General features: G+C 40.5%; 17 protein-coding genes. 8 read left to right on the top strand and 9 right to left on the bottom strand.

Annotation, left to right across the window (positions count from 1 at the left end; translation table 11 throughout):
- Window positions 1–101 precede the first annotated feature (101 nt).
- Window positions 102–965 (top strand): NAD(P)-dependent oxidoreductase, encoded by an 864-nt coding sequence (locus CF394_RS01610; RefSeq protein WP_094941519.1) that lies wholly within the window; start codon window positions 102–104, stop codon window positions 963–965.
- Between the two features lie 24 nt (window positions 966–989).
- Here CF394_RS01610 and CF394_RS01615 read toward each other — a convergent pair whose 3' ends face one another.
- Window positions 990–1,457 carry a YkyB family protein gene (locus CF394_RS01615; RefSeq protein ID WP_094941520.1) on the bottom strand — a complete coding sequence of 156 codons (468 nt, stop codon included), beginning with the start codon at window positions 1,455–1,457 and terminating at the stop codon, window positions 990–992.
- Between the two features lie 99 nt (window positions 1,458–1,556).
- On the opposite strand from CF394_RS01615, the gene fadH reads away from it, so the two are divergent.
- The 3 genes from fadH (at window position 1,557) to ccpC (ending at window position 3,752) form a co-directional block, all read left to right on the top strand.
- Window positions 1,557–2,315 (top strand): 2,4-dienoyl-CoA reductase, encoded by a 759-nt coding sequence (gene fadH / locus CF394_RS01620; RefSeq protein ID WP_094941521.1) that lies wholly within the window; start codon window positions 1,557–1,559, stop codon window positions 2,313–2,315.
- Between the two features lie 66 nt (window positions 2,316–2,381).
- Entirely contained in the window at window positions 2,382–2,828 is a 447-nt protein-coding gene (gene cbpB / locus CF394_RS01625) for a cyclic-di-AMP-binding protein CbpB (RefSeq protein WP_094941522.1), read from the top strand.
- 45 nt (window positions 2,829–2,873) lie between these two features.
- Window positions 2,874–3,752 carry a transcriptional regulator CcpC gene (gene ccpC / locus CF394_RS01630; RefSeq protein WP_094941523.1) on the top strand — a complete coding sequence of 293 codons (879 nt, stop codon included), beginning with the start codon at window positions 2,874–2,876 and terminating at the stop codon, window positions 3,750–3,752.
- Here the strand turns inward: ccpC and CF394_RS01635 are convergent.
- The 5 genes from CF394_RS01635 to CF394_RS01655 all read right to left on the bottom strand — a co-directional run bounded on the left by CF394_RS01635 (window position 3,749) and on the right by CF394_RS01655 (window position 8,851).
- Window positions 3,749–4,951 carry an MFS transporter gene (locus CF394_RS01635; RefSeq protein ID WP_094941524.1) on the bottom strand — a complete coding sequence of 401 codons (1,203 nt, stop codon included), beginning with the start codon at window positions 4,949–4,951 and terminating at the stop codon, window positions 3,749–3,751. The genes ccpC and CF394_RS01635 overlap by 4 nt on opposite strands.
- A gap of 116 nt (window positions 4,952–5,067) precedes the next feature.
- Window positions 5,068–6,147, bottom strand: a complete 1,080-nt coding sequence (locus CF394_RS01640; RefSeq protein ID WP_094941525.1) for an ABC transporter substrate-binding protein — start codon at window positions 6,145–6,147, stop codon at window positions 5,068–5,070.
- Window positions 6,147–6,950, bottom strand: coding sequence for an ABC transporter permease (locus CF394_RS01645; RefSeq protein ID WP_094941526.1), 804 nt, complete (start codon window positions 6,948–6,950; stop codon window positions 6,147–6,149). Before CF394_RS01645 ends, CF394_RS01640 begins: the two co-directional genes overlap by 1 nt.
- Complete coding sequence (locus CF394_RS01650; protein WP_094941527.1) at window positions 6,937–7,755, bottom strand: ABC transporter permease; 819 nt, start codon at window positions 7,753–7,755, stop codon at window positions 6,937–6,939. Before CF394_RS01650 ends, CF394_RS01645 begins: the two co-directional genes overlap by 14 nt.
- Window positions 7,745–8,851, bottom strand: coding sequence for an ABC transporter ATP-binding protein (locus tag CF394_RS01655; RefSeq protein ID WP_094941528.1), 1,107 nt, complete (start codon window positions 8,849–8,851; stop codon window positions 7,745–7,747). The genes CF394_RS01650 and CF394_RS01655 overlap by 11 nt, the downstream gene beginning before the upstream one ends.
- A 119-nt stretch (window positions 8,852–8,970) precedes the next feature.
- On the opposite strand from CF394_RS01655, the gene CF394_RS01660 reads away from it, so the two are divergent.
- Window positions 8,971–9,630, top strand: a complete 660-nt coding sequence (locus tag CF394_RS01660; protein ID WP_094941814.1) for a potassium channel family protein — start codon at window positions 8,971–8,973, stop codon at window positions 9,628–9,630.
- A 30-nt stretch (window positions 9,631–9,660) separates the two neighbouring features.
- Here CF394_RS01660 and rnjA read toward each other — a convergent pair whose 3' ends face one another.
- The 3 genes from rnjA to def all read right to left on the bottom strand — a co-directional run bounded on the left by rnjA (window position 9,661) and on the right by def (window position 12,365).
- On the bottom strand, window positions 9,661–11,328 hold the full coding sequence (rnjA, locus tag CF394_RS01665) for a ribonuclease J1 (protein ID WP_094941529.1): 1,668 nt from the start codon (window positions 11,326–11,328) through the stop codon (window positions 9,661–9,663).
- 5 nt (window positions 11,329–11,333) lie between these two features.
- Window positions 11,334–11,540 (bottom strand): DNA-dependent RNA polymerase subunit epsilon, encoded by a 207-nt coding sequence (locus tag CF394_RS01670; RefSeq protein WP_094941530.1) that lies wholly within the window; start codon window positions 11,538–11,540, stop codon window positions 11,334–11,336.
- A 255-nt stretch (window positions 11,541–11,795) separates the two neighbouring features.
- Window positions 11,796–12,365: a peptide deformylase gene (gene def, locus CF394_RS01675; protein WP_094941531.1), complete on the bottom strand. Its 570-nt coding sequence runs from the start codon at window positions 12,363–12,365 to the stop codon at window positions 11,796–11,798.
- Window positions 12,366–12,476: 111 nt separating this feature from the next.
- Between def and CF394_RS01680 the strand changes: the two genes are divergently transcribed.
- The 3 genes from CF394_RS01680 (at window position 12,477) to CF394_RS01690 (ending at window position 15,456) form a co-directional block, all read left to right on the top strand.
- Window positions 12,477–13,106 (top strand): YkyA family protein, encoded by a 630-nt coding sequence (locus tag CF394_RS01680; protein WP_094941532.1) that lies wholly within the window; start codon window positions 12,477–12,479, stop codon window positions 13,104–13,106.
- 256 nt (window positions 13,107–13,362) lie between these two features.
- Window positions 13,363–14,475: a pyruvate dehydrogenase (acetyl-transferring) E1 component subunit alpha gene (gene pdhA, locus CF394_RS01685; protein WP_094941533.1), complete on the top strand. Its 1,113-nt coding sequence runs from the start codon at window positions 13,363–13,365 to the stop codon at window positions 14,473–14,475.
- Between the two features lie 3 nt (window positions 14,476–14,478).
- Window positions 14,479–15,456 (top strand): alpha-ketoacid dehydrogenase subunit beta, encoded by a 978-nt coding sequence (locus CF394_RS01690; RefSeq protein WP_094941534.1) that lies wholly within the window; start codon window positions 14,479–14,481, stop codon window positions 15,454–15,456.
- Window positions 15,457–15,465 lie beyond the last annotated feature (9 nt).

Genomic DNA, 15,465 nt, shown 5'->3' on the forward strand with positions numbered 1-15,465 from the left:
CATTCTCATTTCCCCCTTTTTAAGAATCATTCAATTCGTTGAATGGTTCTCTTTTTTTTGCCATGATATACTGTATTTAGATTATCGAAGGAGATGACACTATGCATATTGGTTTCATTGGAACAGGAGTTATGGGACTTAGTATTTGTAAACATCTACAAGCAGCTGGCCACACATTACATATTTACACTCGCACGAAAGAAAAAGCAACTAGTCTCGTTGAGAGTGGAGCGAGTTGGCACGGCACGCCAGTAGAAGTAGCGAATCAGTCAGAGGTTGTCTTCACAATGGTAGGCTACCCCCATGATGTAGAAGAAGTGTATTTGGGCACGAATGGTCTCTTTGAAACTGAAGGAGCCAAAGTTTTTGTCGATCTGACCACATCGACTCCAGAGCTCGCTTCTCGTTTAGCGGAGATCGGTCTTTCAAAAGGTCTGAGCGTGATTGATGCCCCAGTATCTGGTGGAGATATAGGCGCACAGCAGGGCGTACTTTCCATTATGATTGGTGGAGATGAGCGAACAGTTGCAGAGTTACTACCTATCTTCCATGTGTTTGGTAAAAATATTGTCTATCATGGACCAGCAGGGGCTGGCCAACATACGAAAATGTGTAATCAAATCGCTATCGCTTCTACAATGGTTGCTGTCTGTGAGGCTCTTACTTATGGGAAAAAGGCTGGACTTGATCTGAATAAAGTATTGGAATCCATTACTCAAGGGGCTGCGGGTTCTTGGTCATTATCAAATCTAGGTCCCAAAATGATTGATGAAGATTACGCGCCAGGATTTTATATCAAGCATTTTGTAAAAGATATGGGAATTGCATTAGGAGAAGCGGAACGTATGGATATTGAACTTCCAGGTCTTGCTCGTGCTAAAAAATTGTATGATGAGCTTATTGATCAAGGGTTCGAAGAGGAAGGAACTCAAGCTTTGATTCGTCATTATAAACAACAGTGGTAAATCCGGCACATGGCCGGATTTTCTTTATTTATAGGGATTTTTTTGAGAGCGTCTATACTCAGAAGGAGATGGCGTGGAAGTGAGTGGTTTGTATCTCGATACAGGCTGTTTTGGACGTTCCATTGGTTTTTTCCGCTGTAAGAAATTTTCTAATTCTGTTTTGGCTGTCTGCAAATTCATTTTGACTTGTGGATTTGCATACGTGTGATCCAGTTTTCCAAGATGAGGAAGCGTTTTATCTTCAGGTCCGACGGGAAGGTGAAACAAATAGTCTCCAAACTCTACTAGCGTAGTAGAGTGTTGCTTACTCTGTTTTGGATTGTCTGAGAAGTGAAGGCCTTTTTTTGAAGCATACCCAAGTCTAATGAGCTGATCTAATGAGTCTTTTTTTAATTCGTATAAGGGTTTTTTATCAGAAGCCGTCTTAACGTGTCTGTTTATTGTGTATAGCGCACTAGCAAGCTTCTGTTGTTGATGAGTTGTCAGTTTCATAGATTCACCTCTAGTTCAGTATACCAGAAACTACTAGTCAAGCAGCTAGTATTCCTGTACTATTATGAGTGAATATTCATTCAATTTGGAGGGGTTCAAATGGGGAAAACTGTAATCATCACAGGTGGCTCATCAGGAATGGGCAAGTACATGGCTAAGAAGTTCTTGCACGACGGAGATCAAGTTGTCATTACAGGACGTGATTTAGAGAAGTTACAATCGGTGAAAGAAGAATTTAACTCAATTGGAGCAATCGATATTTTCCAAATGGACGTACGAGAGCCTGAGCACGCGAAAGCTATGGTGGCTTTTACCGTAGAACGATTTGGCTCTGTTGATGCATTAGTGAATAATGCGGCTGGAAACTTTTTAGTGGCTTCTGAGAAGTTAAGCCCTAATGGGTGGAAGGCAGTAATCGATATCGTCTTAAACGGGTCTTTCTATTGTTCACATGCTGTCGGGAACTACTGGATTGAAAACCAGAAACAAGGTGCCATTTTAAATATGCTTGCTACCTATGCTTGGGGGGCAGGAGCAGGCGTAGTACACTCGGCTGCAGCTAAAGCAGGTGTTATGTCACTTACACGAACGTTGGCAGTAGAATGGGGTACAAAATATGGCATTCGTGTAAACGGGATAGCACCTGGTCCTATCGAGCGCACTGGCGGTGCGGATAAGCTTTGGGAATCGGAACAAGCGGCTGAGCGAACTTTGAAATCAGTGCCACTAGGGCGCTTAGGAAAGCCAGAAGAAATCGCAGAACTGGCAGCGTTTATGTTGTCTGATAAAGCAGCATATATGAATGGAGAAATCGTTACTTTAGATGGGGGACAATGGTTAAATAGTCATCCTTTCTGATGAATCTTTCGTATTCCAATTTTTTCTGTGATATGATGGAAGAGCAGAAAAAAGGAGTAGATAGACATGCTTTCAGTAAGCTCAAGAGATTTTTTGAAGCTGCCGATCAAAGACTTCATTATACCCTCTGAGAAAGTAGCTCATGTTCAAATTGGTAACAATACAGAGCATGCTCTTCTTGTTTTAACTAAGACTGGTTATTCATCGATACCCGTGCTTGATATGAAATTCCGAATGCATGGGATGGTCAGTGTGCAGCAAATTACGGATGAGATATTAGGACTCGATCGAATAGAATATGAACGATTAGATACCATCAAAGTTGATGATGTGATGACTCATGATTTTGTGAAAATTCATGAGAACGATACATTCCAGCGAGCGCTAGACCTTTTAATCAATCATCCTTACATTTGTGTTGTAGACTATGATGACATGTTTTTAGGTATACTTACAAGACGCGTCGTAATGAAACAATTGAAGAAACAATTATATTTATCGCTTGAATCCTAAAAACCCTTGTTGAAAGGGTTTTTTTTCTAGTGGAGGAATGACACGATGTATTCAGACTATGAAATCATCTCCATCTTATCAAAAGAACAAAATATGCGAAGAGCAGCTGAAAAGTTGTTTCTGACACAACCTGCGCTATCCTTACGATTGCAAAATATCGAAAAAGACTGGGGAACGCAGCTTTTTATTCGATCTCAAAAAGGGTTAATGCCAACTCCATCAGGAGAAATTGTGATTGAATTTAGTGAAGAGGTATTAGCGAAGCAGGAACAAGCACGAGAGAAAGTGCAGCTGCTGTCTTCAAAAGTACATGGAACTCTGAAAATCGCATGTGCATCTATAGTAGGACAGAATTGGTTGCCCACTGTTCTGAAAAAGTATGTAAGTCACTACCCCGAAGCCAAGATTTCATTACATACAGGATGGAGTTCTGAAATCGTTCGTTCTTTGGTAGACGGAGAGGCGCAGATTGGAATTGTGAGAGGTCAGACCGAGTGGAAGGGGAAGAAGATTCACTTATTCAAAGATACCTTGTATCTCGTGGATCAAGAAATGACCACTCTCGAGGACATCAAAAAGTCAAACAAGCCTTTTATCCAATTTAAAAGTGATTCAAGTTATTATCAAGAAATACAACAGTGGTGGCAAAAGAATTTTTCAATGACACCAAAACAACAAATTGTAGTGGACCAAATAGAAACATGTAAACAGATGGCTTTGAACGGTCTTGGTTATGCAATTTTGCCATCCATAACACTTTCAGACTATGATCAAATACACAAAATTCCTTTGAACCATGAAGATCCTGCTTTTGAATTGACCCGAGATACGTGGTTGATTGGTTACGATGCAGCGTTTGAACTTCCTCAAGTCCAAAGTTTTGTCAAAATGGCAACAACAGAAACAGAGCAGGAACTCCGTTAAGGAGTACCCTGCTCTGTTTGCGTTTGTTGCAGATTGATTTGTTTTTTCTTCATCCAGGCATACGTTAAGAAGAACGTTCCTAACAGTACCACAGATCCTACTGTAAAGGGAAGATTGTAGTCGACATCAAATAATAATCCGGCTAATGCGGGTCCTACCATATTTCCCAGACTCATATAAGCATTGTTCATGCCAGCTGCAAATCCCTGTTCGGCACCAGCTAGCTTGGAAACAACCGTATTGACTGCAGGGCGAATGAGCGTAACCGCAATAGAGAACAAAGTGGCTACAAATAGAATAGTGAAGAATTGGTTGACGAATAACATTCCAAAAAGAGTAACAGCCGCAAAGGCGAGACTGCTCAAAATGATGGTCATCTCACCAAAGCGTTTAAATAACCTCTCTATCAAGAACATCTGGATGACTACACCAACAAATCCTCCGGCAGTTAAGACAATAGCTATCTGTTCAGGTGTGAAATCGAACTTATAGTTCATATAAAGAGCGAAAGTGGCTTGGAAGTTGGCGATACCAAAAGAAAAGACAAAAATGATCAACAACATCATGAAGTAGGGTGTGTAGAACGAGCGCTTCATCTGCTTGATGATATTTTCTCTAGGCTTAGATGATTCTGCCACTTCACGATTGCGGAAGTCTGGTAACACAAACATCGAGAAGATCATGGCTACGATTGCAGTTGCCGCTGATACATAGAAGGGGAAATTCAAGCTGATGGCGGAGAACAAGCCCCCGATTCCTGGACCGATCATGAAGCCGAGAGACATTGCAGCACCAATATAACCCATGCCTTTTCCTCTTTCTTCATAAGTAGTAATATCCGCAACAAATGCCATGGTTGGTGGAATTAAAAAAGCACCGCCGATTCCACTGATGAAACGAGCAGCATAAAGCATCCATTCTTGTGTTGCTGTACCAAACCAAAGTTGAGAAAGCCCGAATAACGCAAGGCCAATCACAATCATTTTCTTTCGCCCGTATTTGTCCGACAAGTCACCTGCAATAGGCGAGAACACAAACTGTGCAAATGCAAAAGCAGCTATGATTAAGCCGAGTGCTTGTCCAGCAGCCCCAAACGTCTCTAAATACCTAGGCATGATGGGGACAATCAATCCAATCCCTGCCATAATGATGAACATATTGAACATCAAGAGATAGATTACAAAAGGATTTTTCTTCATAGAACTCCTGCTTTCTAGTAACTAGTGATGAAAAGATTATAGCATAGTAAGTTTTAAATCGAAAATTTCGGAACTCAAAATAAAGACCTTCTTCACATTCGAAGAAGGTCCATATGTTAGTTCTGATTCATACTCATTTTAAACTCTAAAAATAATTCATTATAAAGACCTAACTTTTCCGGTCCGAGGTTTTGATACACTTCCAAACGCTCCCGCATCTCTTCCGTAGGGTAGAAACGAGTGTCTCCTGTTACTTCTGGATCCATCAATTCGATGGCTGCTGTGTTTGGAGTAGAATAGCCTACATAATCTGCATTTTGTGCGGCTACTTCTGCATCTAACATGAAATTAATGAATTTGTGTGCACCTTCCACATTTCCAGCAGTTTTCGGAATGATCATGTTATCAAACCATAAGTTAGAGCCTTCTTCTGGAACACTGTAATCAATATCTTCATTCACGTACATAATATCGGCAGCTTGTCCAGACCAGACGAGGGCAATAGCAGCTTCACCACGACGCATTGTCTCTACAATTTCATCTCCGATGATAGCTTTTACATTCGGACCCATCTCTTTAAGACGGTCTGTAGCTGCACGCAGCTCGGTCTCATCCGTAGAATTTAAGGAATACCCTAATGTATTTAAGCCCATCCCCATTACTTCCCGTGCTCCGTCTACTAAAATGACTTCCTGTTTAAGCTCCGGTGACCAAAGCTCGTCCCAGCTTTCAAAAGTTTGGCCATCTAACAAGGTAGGATTAAACGCAATTCCCACGGTACCCCAGAAGTAAGGAATTGAGTACTGATTCCCAGGGTCAAAGGGGAGGTCTAAGAAATAAGGGTCGATATTTTGAAGATTTGGTAATTTGGATTGATCGATTGGAATCAGCAAATCTTCTTCCTTCATCTTCTCGATCATATATTCAGAGGGCATGGCCACATCATAGCGTGTTCCGCCTTGCTGAATTTTTGTGAGCATCGCTTCGTTTGAATCAAATGTTTCATAGATGACTCGAATACCGGTCTCTTCTTCGAAGCGATCGACTAATTCTGGGTCGATATATTCGCCCCAGTTAAAGACTGTGATGGTATCTGAACTGGCTTTCGAAGACGAATCGTTCAACTGAGAGTTGACGTAAAATAGTAGTGCAACGGCTGCAAGTAAAACTATAGTAGTTTGTACTAACGATTTCATTATTTAGGCACCCCCGCTTGGAAAGGTGTTTTCGCACGGTTGGCCACGAAGTAATAGCCTAACACCAAAATTAAAGTAACAATGAACAGCAGTCCAGACAACGCATTGATAGTAAGTGTAATACCTGCGCGTGCCATAGAATAAATCTCCACAGAGAGTGTAGCGAAACCGTTTCCGGTAACGAAGAATGTTACAGCGAAGTCATCAAGTGAATAAGTCAGAGCCAGGAAGAACCCTGCAAAGATACCAGGACGGATATAAGGCACGATAACGCGTGTGAATACGTCTCGGCGACTCGCTCCTAAATCTCGAGCAGCATCCACAAGAGTAGAACTCATTTCCTGCAATTTTGGTAATACCATGATGACTACGATCGGTACACTAAAAGCGATATGAGAAATCAGTACTGAGGCAAACCCTAATTTGACACCAATCATGGTGAACAAGATAAGGAAGGAAGCCCCGATAATAACATCTGGACTAACAATCAAGACGTTATTCAAAGACAATAAGGACTGACGCAAGCGTTTGTTAGTAATGTAGACAATGCCAACTGCACCGAGAACTCCTATAGCCGTAGAGATTAATGCAGATAATAGCGCCACGATAATAGTATTCACAACAATACTTAACAAGCGTTTGTCTTCAAAAACAGCTGCATAATGTTCCCACGTAAATCCTTCAAAATTAGACATGTTGCCAGCACTATTAAAAGAATAGAAAATCAAATAGAAGATAGGGGCATATAAAATAACAAAGACTAAAGCTAAGTAAACTTTTGCTAATTTACTAGTAGTTCCCACGTTGGTTTCCTCCTTTTTCTCGGTCGCCAGTAAGAATCATAATGATGACCATGAAAACAATCAGGAAGACGGCAATAGTTGACCCCATGCCCCAGTTCTGTGTAACAAGAAATTGTTGTTCAATAGCCGTACCAAGTGTGATGACTTTATTCCCTGCAATCAGGCGCGTGATCATGAAGAGGGACAGAGCAGGAATAAATGTTGCTTGAATCCCAGCTTTCACGCCCCCAATTGTAAGCGGCCAAATGACTTTTCGAAATGTGACCCATTGACTGGCACCTAAATCGTTAGATGCGTCAACAAGACCTGGATTTAATTTATCAAGAGCATTAAAAATAGGTAAAATCATAAACGGAATGAAAATATAAACCGACACGAAAATAAAGCTAAAATCCGTATATAAAATTTGTTGGCGTTCAAGACCTAAGAACGTCAACACGTTGTTGATAGATCCGTTCATACCAAAGATCCCAATGAAGGCATATGTCTTCAAAAGCAGGTTGATCCATGAAGGAATGATGATTAATAAAAGCCATAGCTGCTTCTGTTTCGTTTTAGTGATCCAATAAGCAGTCGGATACGCAATTAAAAGTGTAAACACTGTAATTAAAAAGGCATACCAAAAGGAACTGAGCGTTAGAGACAAATAGGTTCCCGAAAAGAAATTCTGGTAATTCGCGAGAGTGAAGTTCCCTTGGATATCAAAAAAGGAATAGTAGCCGACCAGCGCAATTGGTGCCACGACGAACATTACCATCCATAGATAATAGGGGACCATCAAAAATGTACGAGATCTAGTTTCCATTGGCAGGTACCTCATACGATTCCAGTCGACGATCAAAATCCTCTTCTGATTCATTCAATCGCATGATGTGGATAGCTTCAGGGTCAAAATCAAGTCCAATTGTAGATCCAACCTCTGCCTTACGAGTCGAGTGAACAAGCCATTCGTTCCCGTCTTCATCGTAAGTGGACAGCTCATAATGAACACCGCGGAACAATTGTGTATCAACACGGACATTCATTTTGCCTTGATTTACTGCTTTGATTTCTAAATCTTCAGGGCGAATCACGACATCGACTTTTTCTCCAGGAGTAAGCCCTTTATCGACACACTCAAATTCTTTCGAACCGATCTGTACTCGATAGTCTGCAATCATAATGCCTTCGACGATATTAGATTCTCCAATAAAGTCTGCAACAAAACGATTGATAGGTTCGTCATAAATATCAAGAGGTGTACCACTTTGTACAATCTGACCATGATTCATAACAAAAATCTCATCTGACATGGCAAGTGCTTCTTCTTGATCGTGAGTAACAAAGATAAATGTCTTCCCAAGGCGTTGCTGCAACTCACGCAACTCGTATTGCATTTCTGTACGCAACTTTAAATCAAGAGCCGATAGAGGCTCGTCTAGTAAAATGATTTCAGGATCATTCACGATTGCACGAGCAATGGCGACGCGCTGACGTTGCCCACCAGACATCTCACTGATTTCTCGTTTTTCGTACCCATCCAAGTTAACGAAGCGAAGAGCTTCTTTCACTTTGGCATCAATTTCTTTCGATTTCATTTTTTTGATTCGCAGACCAAATGCAATATTCTCATAAACATTTAAGTGCGGGAATAACGCATAATCTTGAAACACCGTATTTACTTGGCGATTGTTAGCTGGTACATTGTTGATGACTTTTCCGTTCAAATGGATAGTTCCTTCTGTAGGTTGGATAAATCCAGCGATCAAACGAAGAATCGTTGTTTTTCCACAGCCCGAAGGCCCTAATAAAGTATAAAATTTACCCCGTTCTAGTTCAAAATTAATTGTATGTAAAACAGGTTCATTCGTTCCATAAGATTTACTGACATTTTCGAAACGAATTATCGGTTCATTCGACACGGCTCTACCTCCAAATTGACAAAGATTAGAGTTTATTTTATCATAGATTTCTTTCGATATCGAAAGTATTTTGATGTAAACTAAATAAAGTAGACGAAACATGGAAGCAGGGGATGGGCATGAAAAAAGAATTCGTAGTAATAGGATTGGGTCGTTTTGGTGGTAGTATCGTAAAAGAGCTTATTGAACAAGGTGTGGACGTCATGGCGATTGATATCGAAAGCGAGCGAGTTGATGAATTTGCTCCCATTGCCACGCAGGCGGTCGTCGCTGACACAACAGATGAAGCTGTCTTAAAATCGTTAGGAATCCGGAATTTTGAACATGTGATCGTGGCGATTGGGGACAACATTCAGTCAAGCATCCTGACTACATTAATGTTAAAGGAACTAGGTGTTAAGAAAATTACTGTAAAAGCACAGAATGATTATCACGAAAAAGTTCTGCTTAAGATTGGTGCCGATCAAGTCGTTCATCCAGAAAGAGATATGGGGATTCGTATAGCAAACAATATCTTGTCGAATAATGTTCTCGATTACCTAGAACTCTCTGATGAACACTCCATCATGGAGTTGATTGTGAATTCAAAGCTAGCAGGAAACTCAATCATCGATTTAGATATTCGCGCGAAATATGGAATCAATATTGTAGCTATCAAACGAGGTTCTAACATTATTGTTTCGCCTCAAGCTGACGAAAAACTTCAAATGAATGACATCATGATTATCATCGGTGCGGATGTTGATATCAACCGTTTTGAAAAGAAAGTATTTAACTAAAAAAGCTCATCCTATGGGATGAGCTTTTTATTATACTTCCATAATAACTGGTAAAATCATAGGTTTTCGTTTTGTCTTATCATAAAGATGAGGCCCTAAGACGTTGATGATTTCAGACTTTAAATCATCCCAGCCTTCAGGATTTTCTTTAGAAAGACTTTTTACGTGACGATTCAGCATTTGTTGCGCTTCATTAATCATCATTCCTGATTCACGCATGTAGACGAATCCACGAGAAATCAGGTCAGGACCTGATAATACACGTTTCTTTTTCATATCTACAGTCATCACAACAATAACTAGTCCTTCTTCTGAAAGAACACGGCGATCGCGCAACACGATATTTCCGATGTCGCCGATTCCACTACCATCAATGTAAACATCACTAGCAGGGACACGTCCAGCAACCGAAGCTTCATCAGCGGTTAGAGCTAAGACGTCACCATTTTCCATGATAAATGTGTTTTCTTCAGGAATATCACAATCAATTGCTAACTCACTGTGAAGTTTTAACATACGATATTCACCGTGAATTGGCATAAAGAATTTTGGTTTCATTAAACGAAGCATAAGCTTTTGTTCTTCTTGAGATCCGTGACCTGACGTGTGAATATTGTTCAAGGAACCATGAATAACTTCTGCGCCTGCACGGTATAACAAGTTAATAGTACGATTGACACTTCCGCGGTTCCCAGGAATTGGGGAAGACGAGAAAATGACAGTGTCTCCAGGTTGAATTTGGATCTGACGGTGTGTCCCGTTCGCAATTCGAGAAAGGGCCGCCATTGGTTCCCCCTGAGAACCTGTACACAATATGAGGACTTCATTAGCCGGTAAACGGTTTAAAGTGTTTGTGTCCACAAACGTCTCTTTTGGAGCTGTAATATAACCAAGCTCACGGCCGATTGTAATGGCATTGTCCATACTGCGTCCGAATACAGCAATTTTACGACCATAGCGAACCGCTGCATCAGTTACTTGTTGAAGACGGTGAATGTTAGATGCAAATGTAGCAAAGATGATGCGTGTATCAACTTTGCGGAAGATACTATCCATACTTTCGCCGACTTTGCGCTCAGACATAGTAAAGTTCGGAACTTCAGCGTTTGTTGAATCTGAAAGAAGACATAATACGCCCTCTTTTCCGATTTCGGCCATCTTTGTAAGGTTAGCTGGTTCTCCCACTGGAGTGAAATCAAATTTGAAGTCACCTGTATGCACGATATTTCCAGATGGTGTTTTAACAACAAGTCCATAAGCGTCTGGAATACTGTGAGTGGTTAAATAAAAGGAAACCGATGTCTTTCTAAACTTGATAACATCATCTTCTGAAATCTCGGTCATCTTCGTCTGGCGAAGGAGTCCGTGCTCTTCAAGTTTATTACGTAATAAGCCAAGAGCTAGTTTTCCTCCGTATACAGGCATATTCACTTGTTTTAATAAATAAGGAATTCCACCAATGTGATCTTCGTGACCATGCGTGATGAAAAGACCTTTGATTTTGTCCTGGTTCCGTACTAAGTACGTGTAATCTGGGATGACGTAATCAATACCTAATAAGTCATCTTCAGGGAATTTAATCCCCGCATCAATTACGATGATTTCATCTTGAAACTGTACTGCATATGTGTTTTTACCGATTTCACCTAGTCCGCCTAGTGCGAAAACAGCAGTCTGATCGTTCTTAACGAATTTCATAAGGGTTATTGTTCAACCTTATAGTCTTCACTAGCTTGTTCATACGCTAAGTGCGCACCTTCAAGCAGTTGGACAAACTCAATCATGATAGCACGATCTTTTAGTTTGGCACGGACTTCACGTTCCGATTCAGCTTCAACGTAAAGGCATTTTGTGTTTTCGCGGACAGGTACTTGTGTAGCGTTTTCTTGATACAATACTTTGTAAATCATTTTTTCTTCTCCTCTTTCACGTTCAGATTCATTCAATTCTCTTTATCTTAGCATGTGCACCTTTGAAAATAAAGAAAACCCCTCTAAAAAAATATAGAGGGGGAAAGATTAAGCTACAGATTTTTTACCTAGGATTTCGCCGAGACGTTTGAGCATTTTTCTTCGTAAACGTTTCAACATGATACTCACTCCTTATGGATAAGTATAAATGAAAAATCCACAATAGTAAAGTATTTATTCTGAAAAGTCAAATAATTAATATTCGATTGTTGGAATTCTCTCGTAAGGTATGGCGTTCTCTATCGGAGCGAATGCATTCGCCTTATTAATATGATCATAGAACATGATGCCATTTAAATGATCCAATTCGTGCTGAAATGCAATAGCTTTAAGTCCTCTTAACCGCTTTGTGATGGTTTCGCCAGAAGTATTCTTTGCTTCTATTGTAATTCGTGCATATCGTGGCACGTATCCTTCAATTTCTTCATCGACAGAGAGACAACCTTCTCCAGAAGTAATAAAAGTTTTCTCTATAGAATGACTCTTAATTTTTGGGTTAATAAACACTTCACTCAATAGCTCGTCGTTTTCTGTGATGTGGAGTGCGAACATACGAAGGCTTTGGTTTACTTGTGGAGCTGCGATTCCGATGCCGGGACGTAGCCCAAATTCTTCTGACTGATCTGGATTTTGGCTCATCTTTACATAATTAAGAAGATCCTCTGCTAGTTGTGCATGATTTTGATTCAATGGAAACGGAACTTCTTCGGCTTTTTTTCTTAGGGTTGGGTGACCATCTCGTATAATATCTTTCATTAAAATCATCGTTCTCATTCCTTTCTTACTTGAAAGTATACCAAATCTTTAGGCGATATTCTTATTGAAAAGGTCAGTTTTAATCGGTATAGTGGGGGAGAGTACTTAGGAGGTCGAATTATGAAGAAATGGGTTGGAATGGTGTCGCTAAGTGCCGTACTACTTAGTGGTTGTACATTTGGGGATTCCGCTGAACAACAAATTGCGGAAGTATTGCAGCAGATGCACTCTGCAGAAGAAGGGTATCGTTCTGTCCAGTCAGACATGACGGATGCAGAGCAAAATGAATATAAATTGTTTGACGAAATTTTAGGTCTTGATCAAGAGCAGACGGAAGAATTAAAAGCCAAAGTGGAAGAACTGCAGTCTTTAGTTGAGACTCGTAAAGAATTGCTAGCTACTGAACGAGCTTCTATGGAAGAAGCACTTGCAGAAAGTGATTTTACTGGTCTTGAGTTAGAAGATACTGAGCTTGAGCTGGCTAGTGAAATTGATACGGCTTATGAAGAACGATTTACTACATATGATGAAGTGTATGCAAATTACGAAAAATTGATTGAACTGCAGGAAAATCTTTACGGTGAAATGGTGACGGAAGATGTTTCAATAGAAACGATTCGTGAGCTGATTCAACAAGTGAATGCACAAAATGAAGTAGTCCAGCAAACTGTAGAAGCAATGAATGTCAAAACAGAAGAATTTAATGCAACTACAGATCGTGTGTTTGAAACACTAAAACAAGAGGAATAGTGAATATAGTATGACCATAGCAGCTCTTTAGGGGCTGCTTTTGTGTTATATAGATACTATTTTAATTTGAAGCTGATATAATACAGATTTATTTACGGACTGATACAGATGTGAATTCTTAGACTATTGGAAACTCTTTGAACCGTGCTCAAACGATTGACCATCCTATTTTGGTCGGATATACTAATGAATGATACGTATGTGTATTACTCGAATTACAATAAATTTTAATACAGAACAAAAGGAGAGTTGTTTTATGGCGGAAAGTAAAGACAATCGATTCGATCCTGTGAACGTGCTTCATGAAATCGAAGAGAAATTTGAAATGGTACAGGTTTTGGATGAAGAAGGCAATGTGGTGAACGAAGATTTAATGCCGGACCTTTCGGATGAGCAGTTAGTAGAACTAATGTCTCGTATGGTATATACGCGTATTTTAGATCAACGCTCGATTTCCCTAAACCGACAAGGACGTCTAGGATTCTATGCTCCTACAGCAGGTCAAGAGGCATCTCAGTTAGCTTCTCAATTTGCACTTGAAAAAGAAGACTTCATTTTACCAGGATACCGTGATGTTCCTCAAATCGTATGGCACGGCCTACCGCTTTACCAAGCATTCCTATTTAGCCGTGGTCATTTCATGGGGAACCAAATTCCTGAAGGCGTGAATGTATTCCCACCACAAATCATTATTGGGGCACAATACATTCAAGCGGCAGGAGTTGCAATGGGCTTCCAAAAGAAAGGTCAAAAAGCAGTTGCTGTAACTTACACAGGTGATGGTGGATCTTCTCAAGGGGACTTCTATGAAGGATTGAACTTTGCAGGTGCTTATAAAGTTCCAGCAATCTTCTTTGTACAAAACAACCAATTCGCAATTTCAACTCCTCGTTCTTTACAAACGGCTGCTAAAACAATCGCTCAAAAAGGGATTGCGGCAGGACTTCCTTCTATTTTAGTAGATGGAATGGATGCACTTGCAGTTTATGCAGTCACTAAAGATGCACGTGAACGTGCAGTTGCAGGCGAGGGACCAACATTCATCGAGGCACTATGTTACCGTTACGGCCCACATACAATGGCTGGAGATGACCCAACTCGCTACCGTACTTCTGAGACTGATTCTGAGTGGGAGAAACGTGATCCGTTAATTCGCTTCCGTAACTTCTTAACTAACAAAGGTCTATGGACTGAAGAAAAAGAAAACGAAGTAATTGAACGTGCTAAAGAAGAAATCAAAGAAGCAGTCAAGAAAGCAGATGCTGCTCCTAAACAAAAAGTGACAGACTTGATCAATATTATGTATGAAGAAAACCCATACAACCTTGAAGAGCAAAAAGCGTATTACACAGAAAAGGAGTCGAACTAAACAATGGCACAAATGACCATGATTCAAGCAATCACAGACGCATTACGCTGTGAATTAAAAGATGACGAAAACGTTCTTGTATTTGGAGAAGACGTTGGCGTAAATGGTGGGGTGTTCCGTGCAACTGAAGGACTCCAAAAAGAATTCGGTGTAGACCGTGTATTCGATACGCCACTTGCAGAATCCGGTATTGGTGGACTGGCAGTAGGTCTAGCTATGACAGGTTTCCGTCCAGTTCCTGAGATTCAATTCTTCGGGTTCGTATTTGAAGTGATGGATTCTATCAGTGGACAGCTGGCACGTATGCGTTTCCGTACAGGCGGAAGCTTTCATGCACCCGTAACAATCCGTTCACCATTCGGTGGAGGTGTTCACACTCCTGAGATGCACGCAGATAGCTTAGAGCTTCTAATGACATCTACTCCAGGTGTAAAAGTAGTAATCCCATCAACTCCATATGACGCAAAAGGATTGTTAATCTCATCAATTCGCGATAACGACCCAGTTATTTTCTTAGAGCACATGAAGCTATATCGCTCTTTCCGTGGTGAAGTGCCAGAAGAATCGTACACAATTCCACTTGGAAAAGCGGATGTGAAACGTGAAGGTACAGACATTTCAATTATCGCTTACGGTGCGATGGTACACGAAGCATTGAAAGCAGCAGAAGAGCTTGAAAAAGATGGCAAGTCTGCTGAAGTTATCGATCTTCGTACTGTGCAACCATTAGATATTGAAACACTGATTGCTTCTGTTGAAAAAACAGGTCGTGCAATGGTGGTTCAAGAAGCTCAAAAGCAAGCAGGTATCGCAGCAAACGTAGTAGCTGAAATCACAGAGCGCGCTATCTTAAGCTTAGATGCTCCAGTATTACGAGTTACAGCACCAGATACTGTATATCCATTCTCTCAAGCTGAGACAGTTTGGTTACCTAACTATAAAGATGTACTTGCAACAGCTAAAAAAGTACTTGAATTTTAATTAAGAAAG

It is taken from the genome of Tetzosporium hominis (assembly GCF_002265435.1).
GTDB lineage: Bacteria > Bacillota > Bacilli > Bacillales_A > Planococcaceae > Chryseomicrobium > Chryseomicrobium hominis.

Bases quoted from the DNA above. Each gene is read 5' to 3' on its own strand.
- CF394_RS01615 (WP_094941520.1), bottom strand. From the start codon at position 1,457: ATGAAACTGACAACTCATCAACAACAGAAGCTTGCTAGTGCGCTATAC.
- rnjA (WP_094941529.1), bottom strand. From the start codon at position 11,328: ATGAAATTCGTTAAGAACGATCAGACTGCTGTTTTCGCACTAGGCGGA.
- CF394_RS01610 (WP_094941519.1), top strand. From the start codon at position 102: ATGCATATTGGTTTCATTGGAACAGGAGTTATGGGACTTAGTATTTGT.
- fadH (WP_094941521.1), top strand. From the start codon at position 1,557: ATGGGGAAAACTGTAATCATCACAGGTGGCTCATCAGGAATGGGCAAG.
- def (WP_094941531.1), bottom strand. From the start codon at position 12,365: ATGATTTTAATGAAAGATATTATACGAGATGGTCACCCAACCCTAAGA.
- pdhA (WP_094941533.1), top strand. From the start codon at position 13,363: ATGGCGGAAAGTAAAGACAATCGATTCGATCCTGTGAACGTGCTTCAT.
- CF394_RS01635 (WP_094941524.1), bottom strand. From the start codon at position 4,951: ATGAAGAAAAATCCTTTTGTAATCTATCTCTTGATGTTCAATATGTTC.
- CF394_RS01640 (WP_094941525.1), bottom strand. From the start codon at position 6,147: ATGAAATCGTTAGTACAAACTACTATAGTTTTACTTGCAGCCGTTGCA.
- CF394_RS01650 (WP_094941527.1), bottom strand. From the start codon at position 7,755: ATGGAAACTAGATCTCGTACATTTTTGATGGTCCCCTATTATCTATGG.
- CF394_RS01690 (WP_094941534.1), top strand. From the start codon at position 14,479: ATGGCACAAATGACCATGATTCAAGCAATCACAGACGCATTACGCTGT.
- cbpB (WP_094941522.1), top strand. From the start codon at position 2,382: ATGCTTTCAGTAAGCTCAAGAGATTTTTTGAAGCTGCCGATCAAAGAC.
- CF394_RS01670 (WP_094941530.1), bottom strand. From the start codon at position 11,540: ATGATTTACAAAGTATTGTATCAAGAAAACGCTACACAAGTACCTGTC.
- CF394_RS01680 (WP_094941532.1), top strand. From the start codon at position 12,477: ATGAAGAAATGGGTTGGAATGGTGTCGCTAAGTGCCGTACTACTTAGT.
- CF394_RS01660 (WP_094941814.1), top strand. From the start codon at position 8,971: ATGAAAAAAGAATTCGTAGTAATAGGATTGGGTCGTTTTGGTGGTAGT.
- ccpC (WP_094941523.1), top strand. From the start codon at position 2,874: ATGTATTCAGACTATGAAATCATCTCCATCTTATCAAAAGAACAAAAT.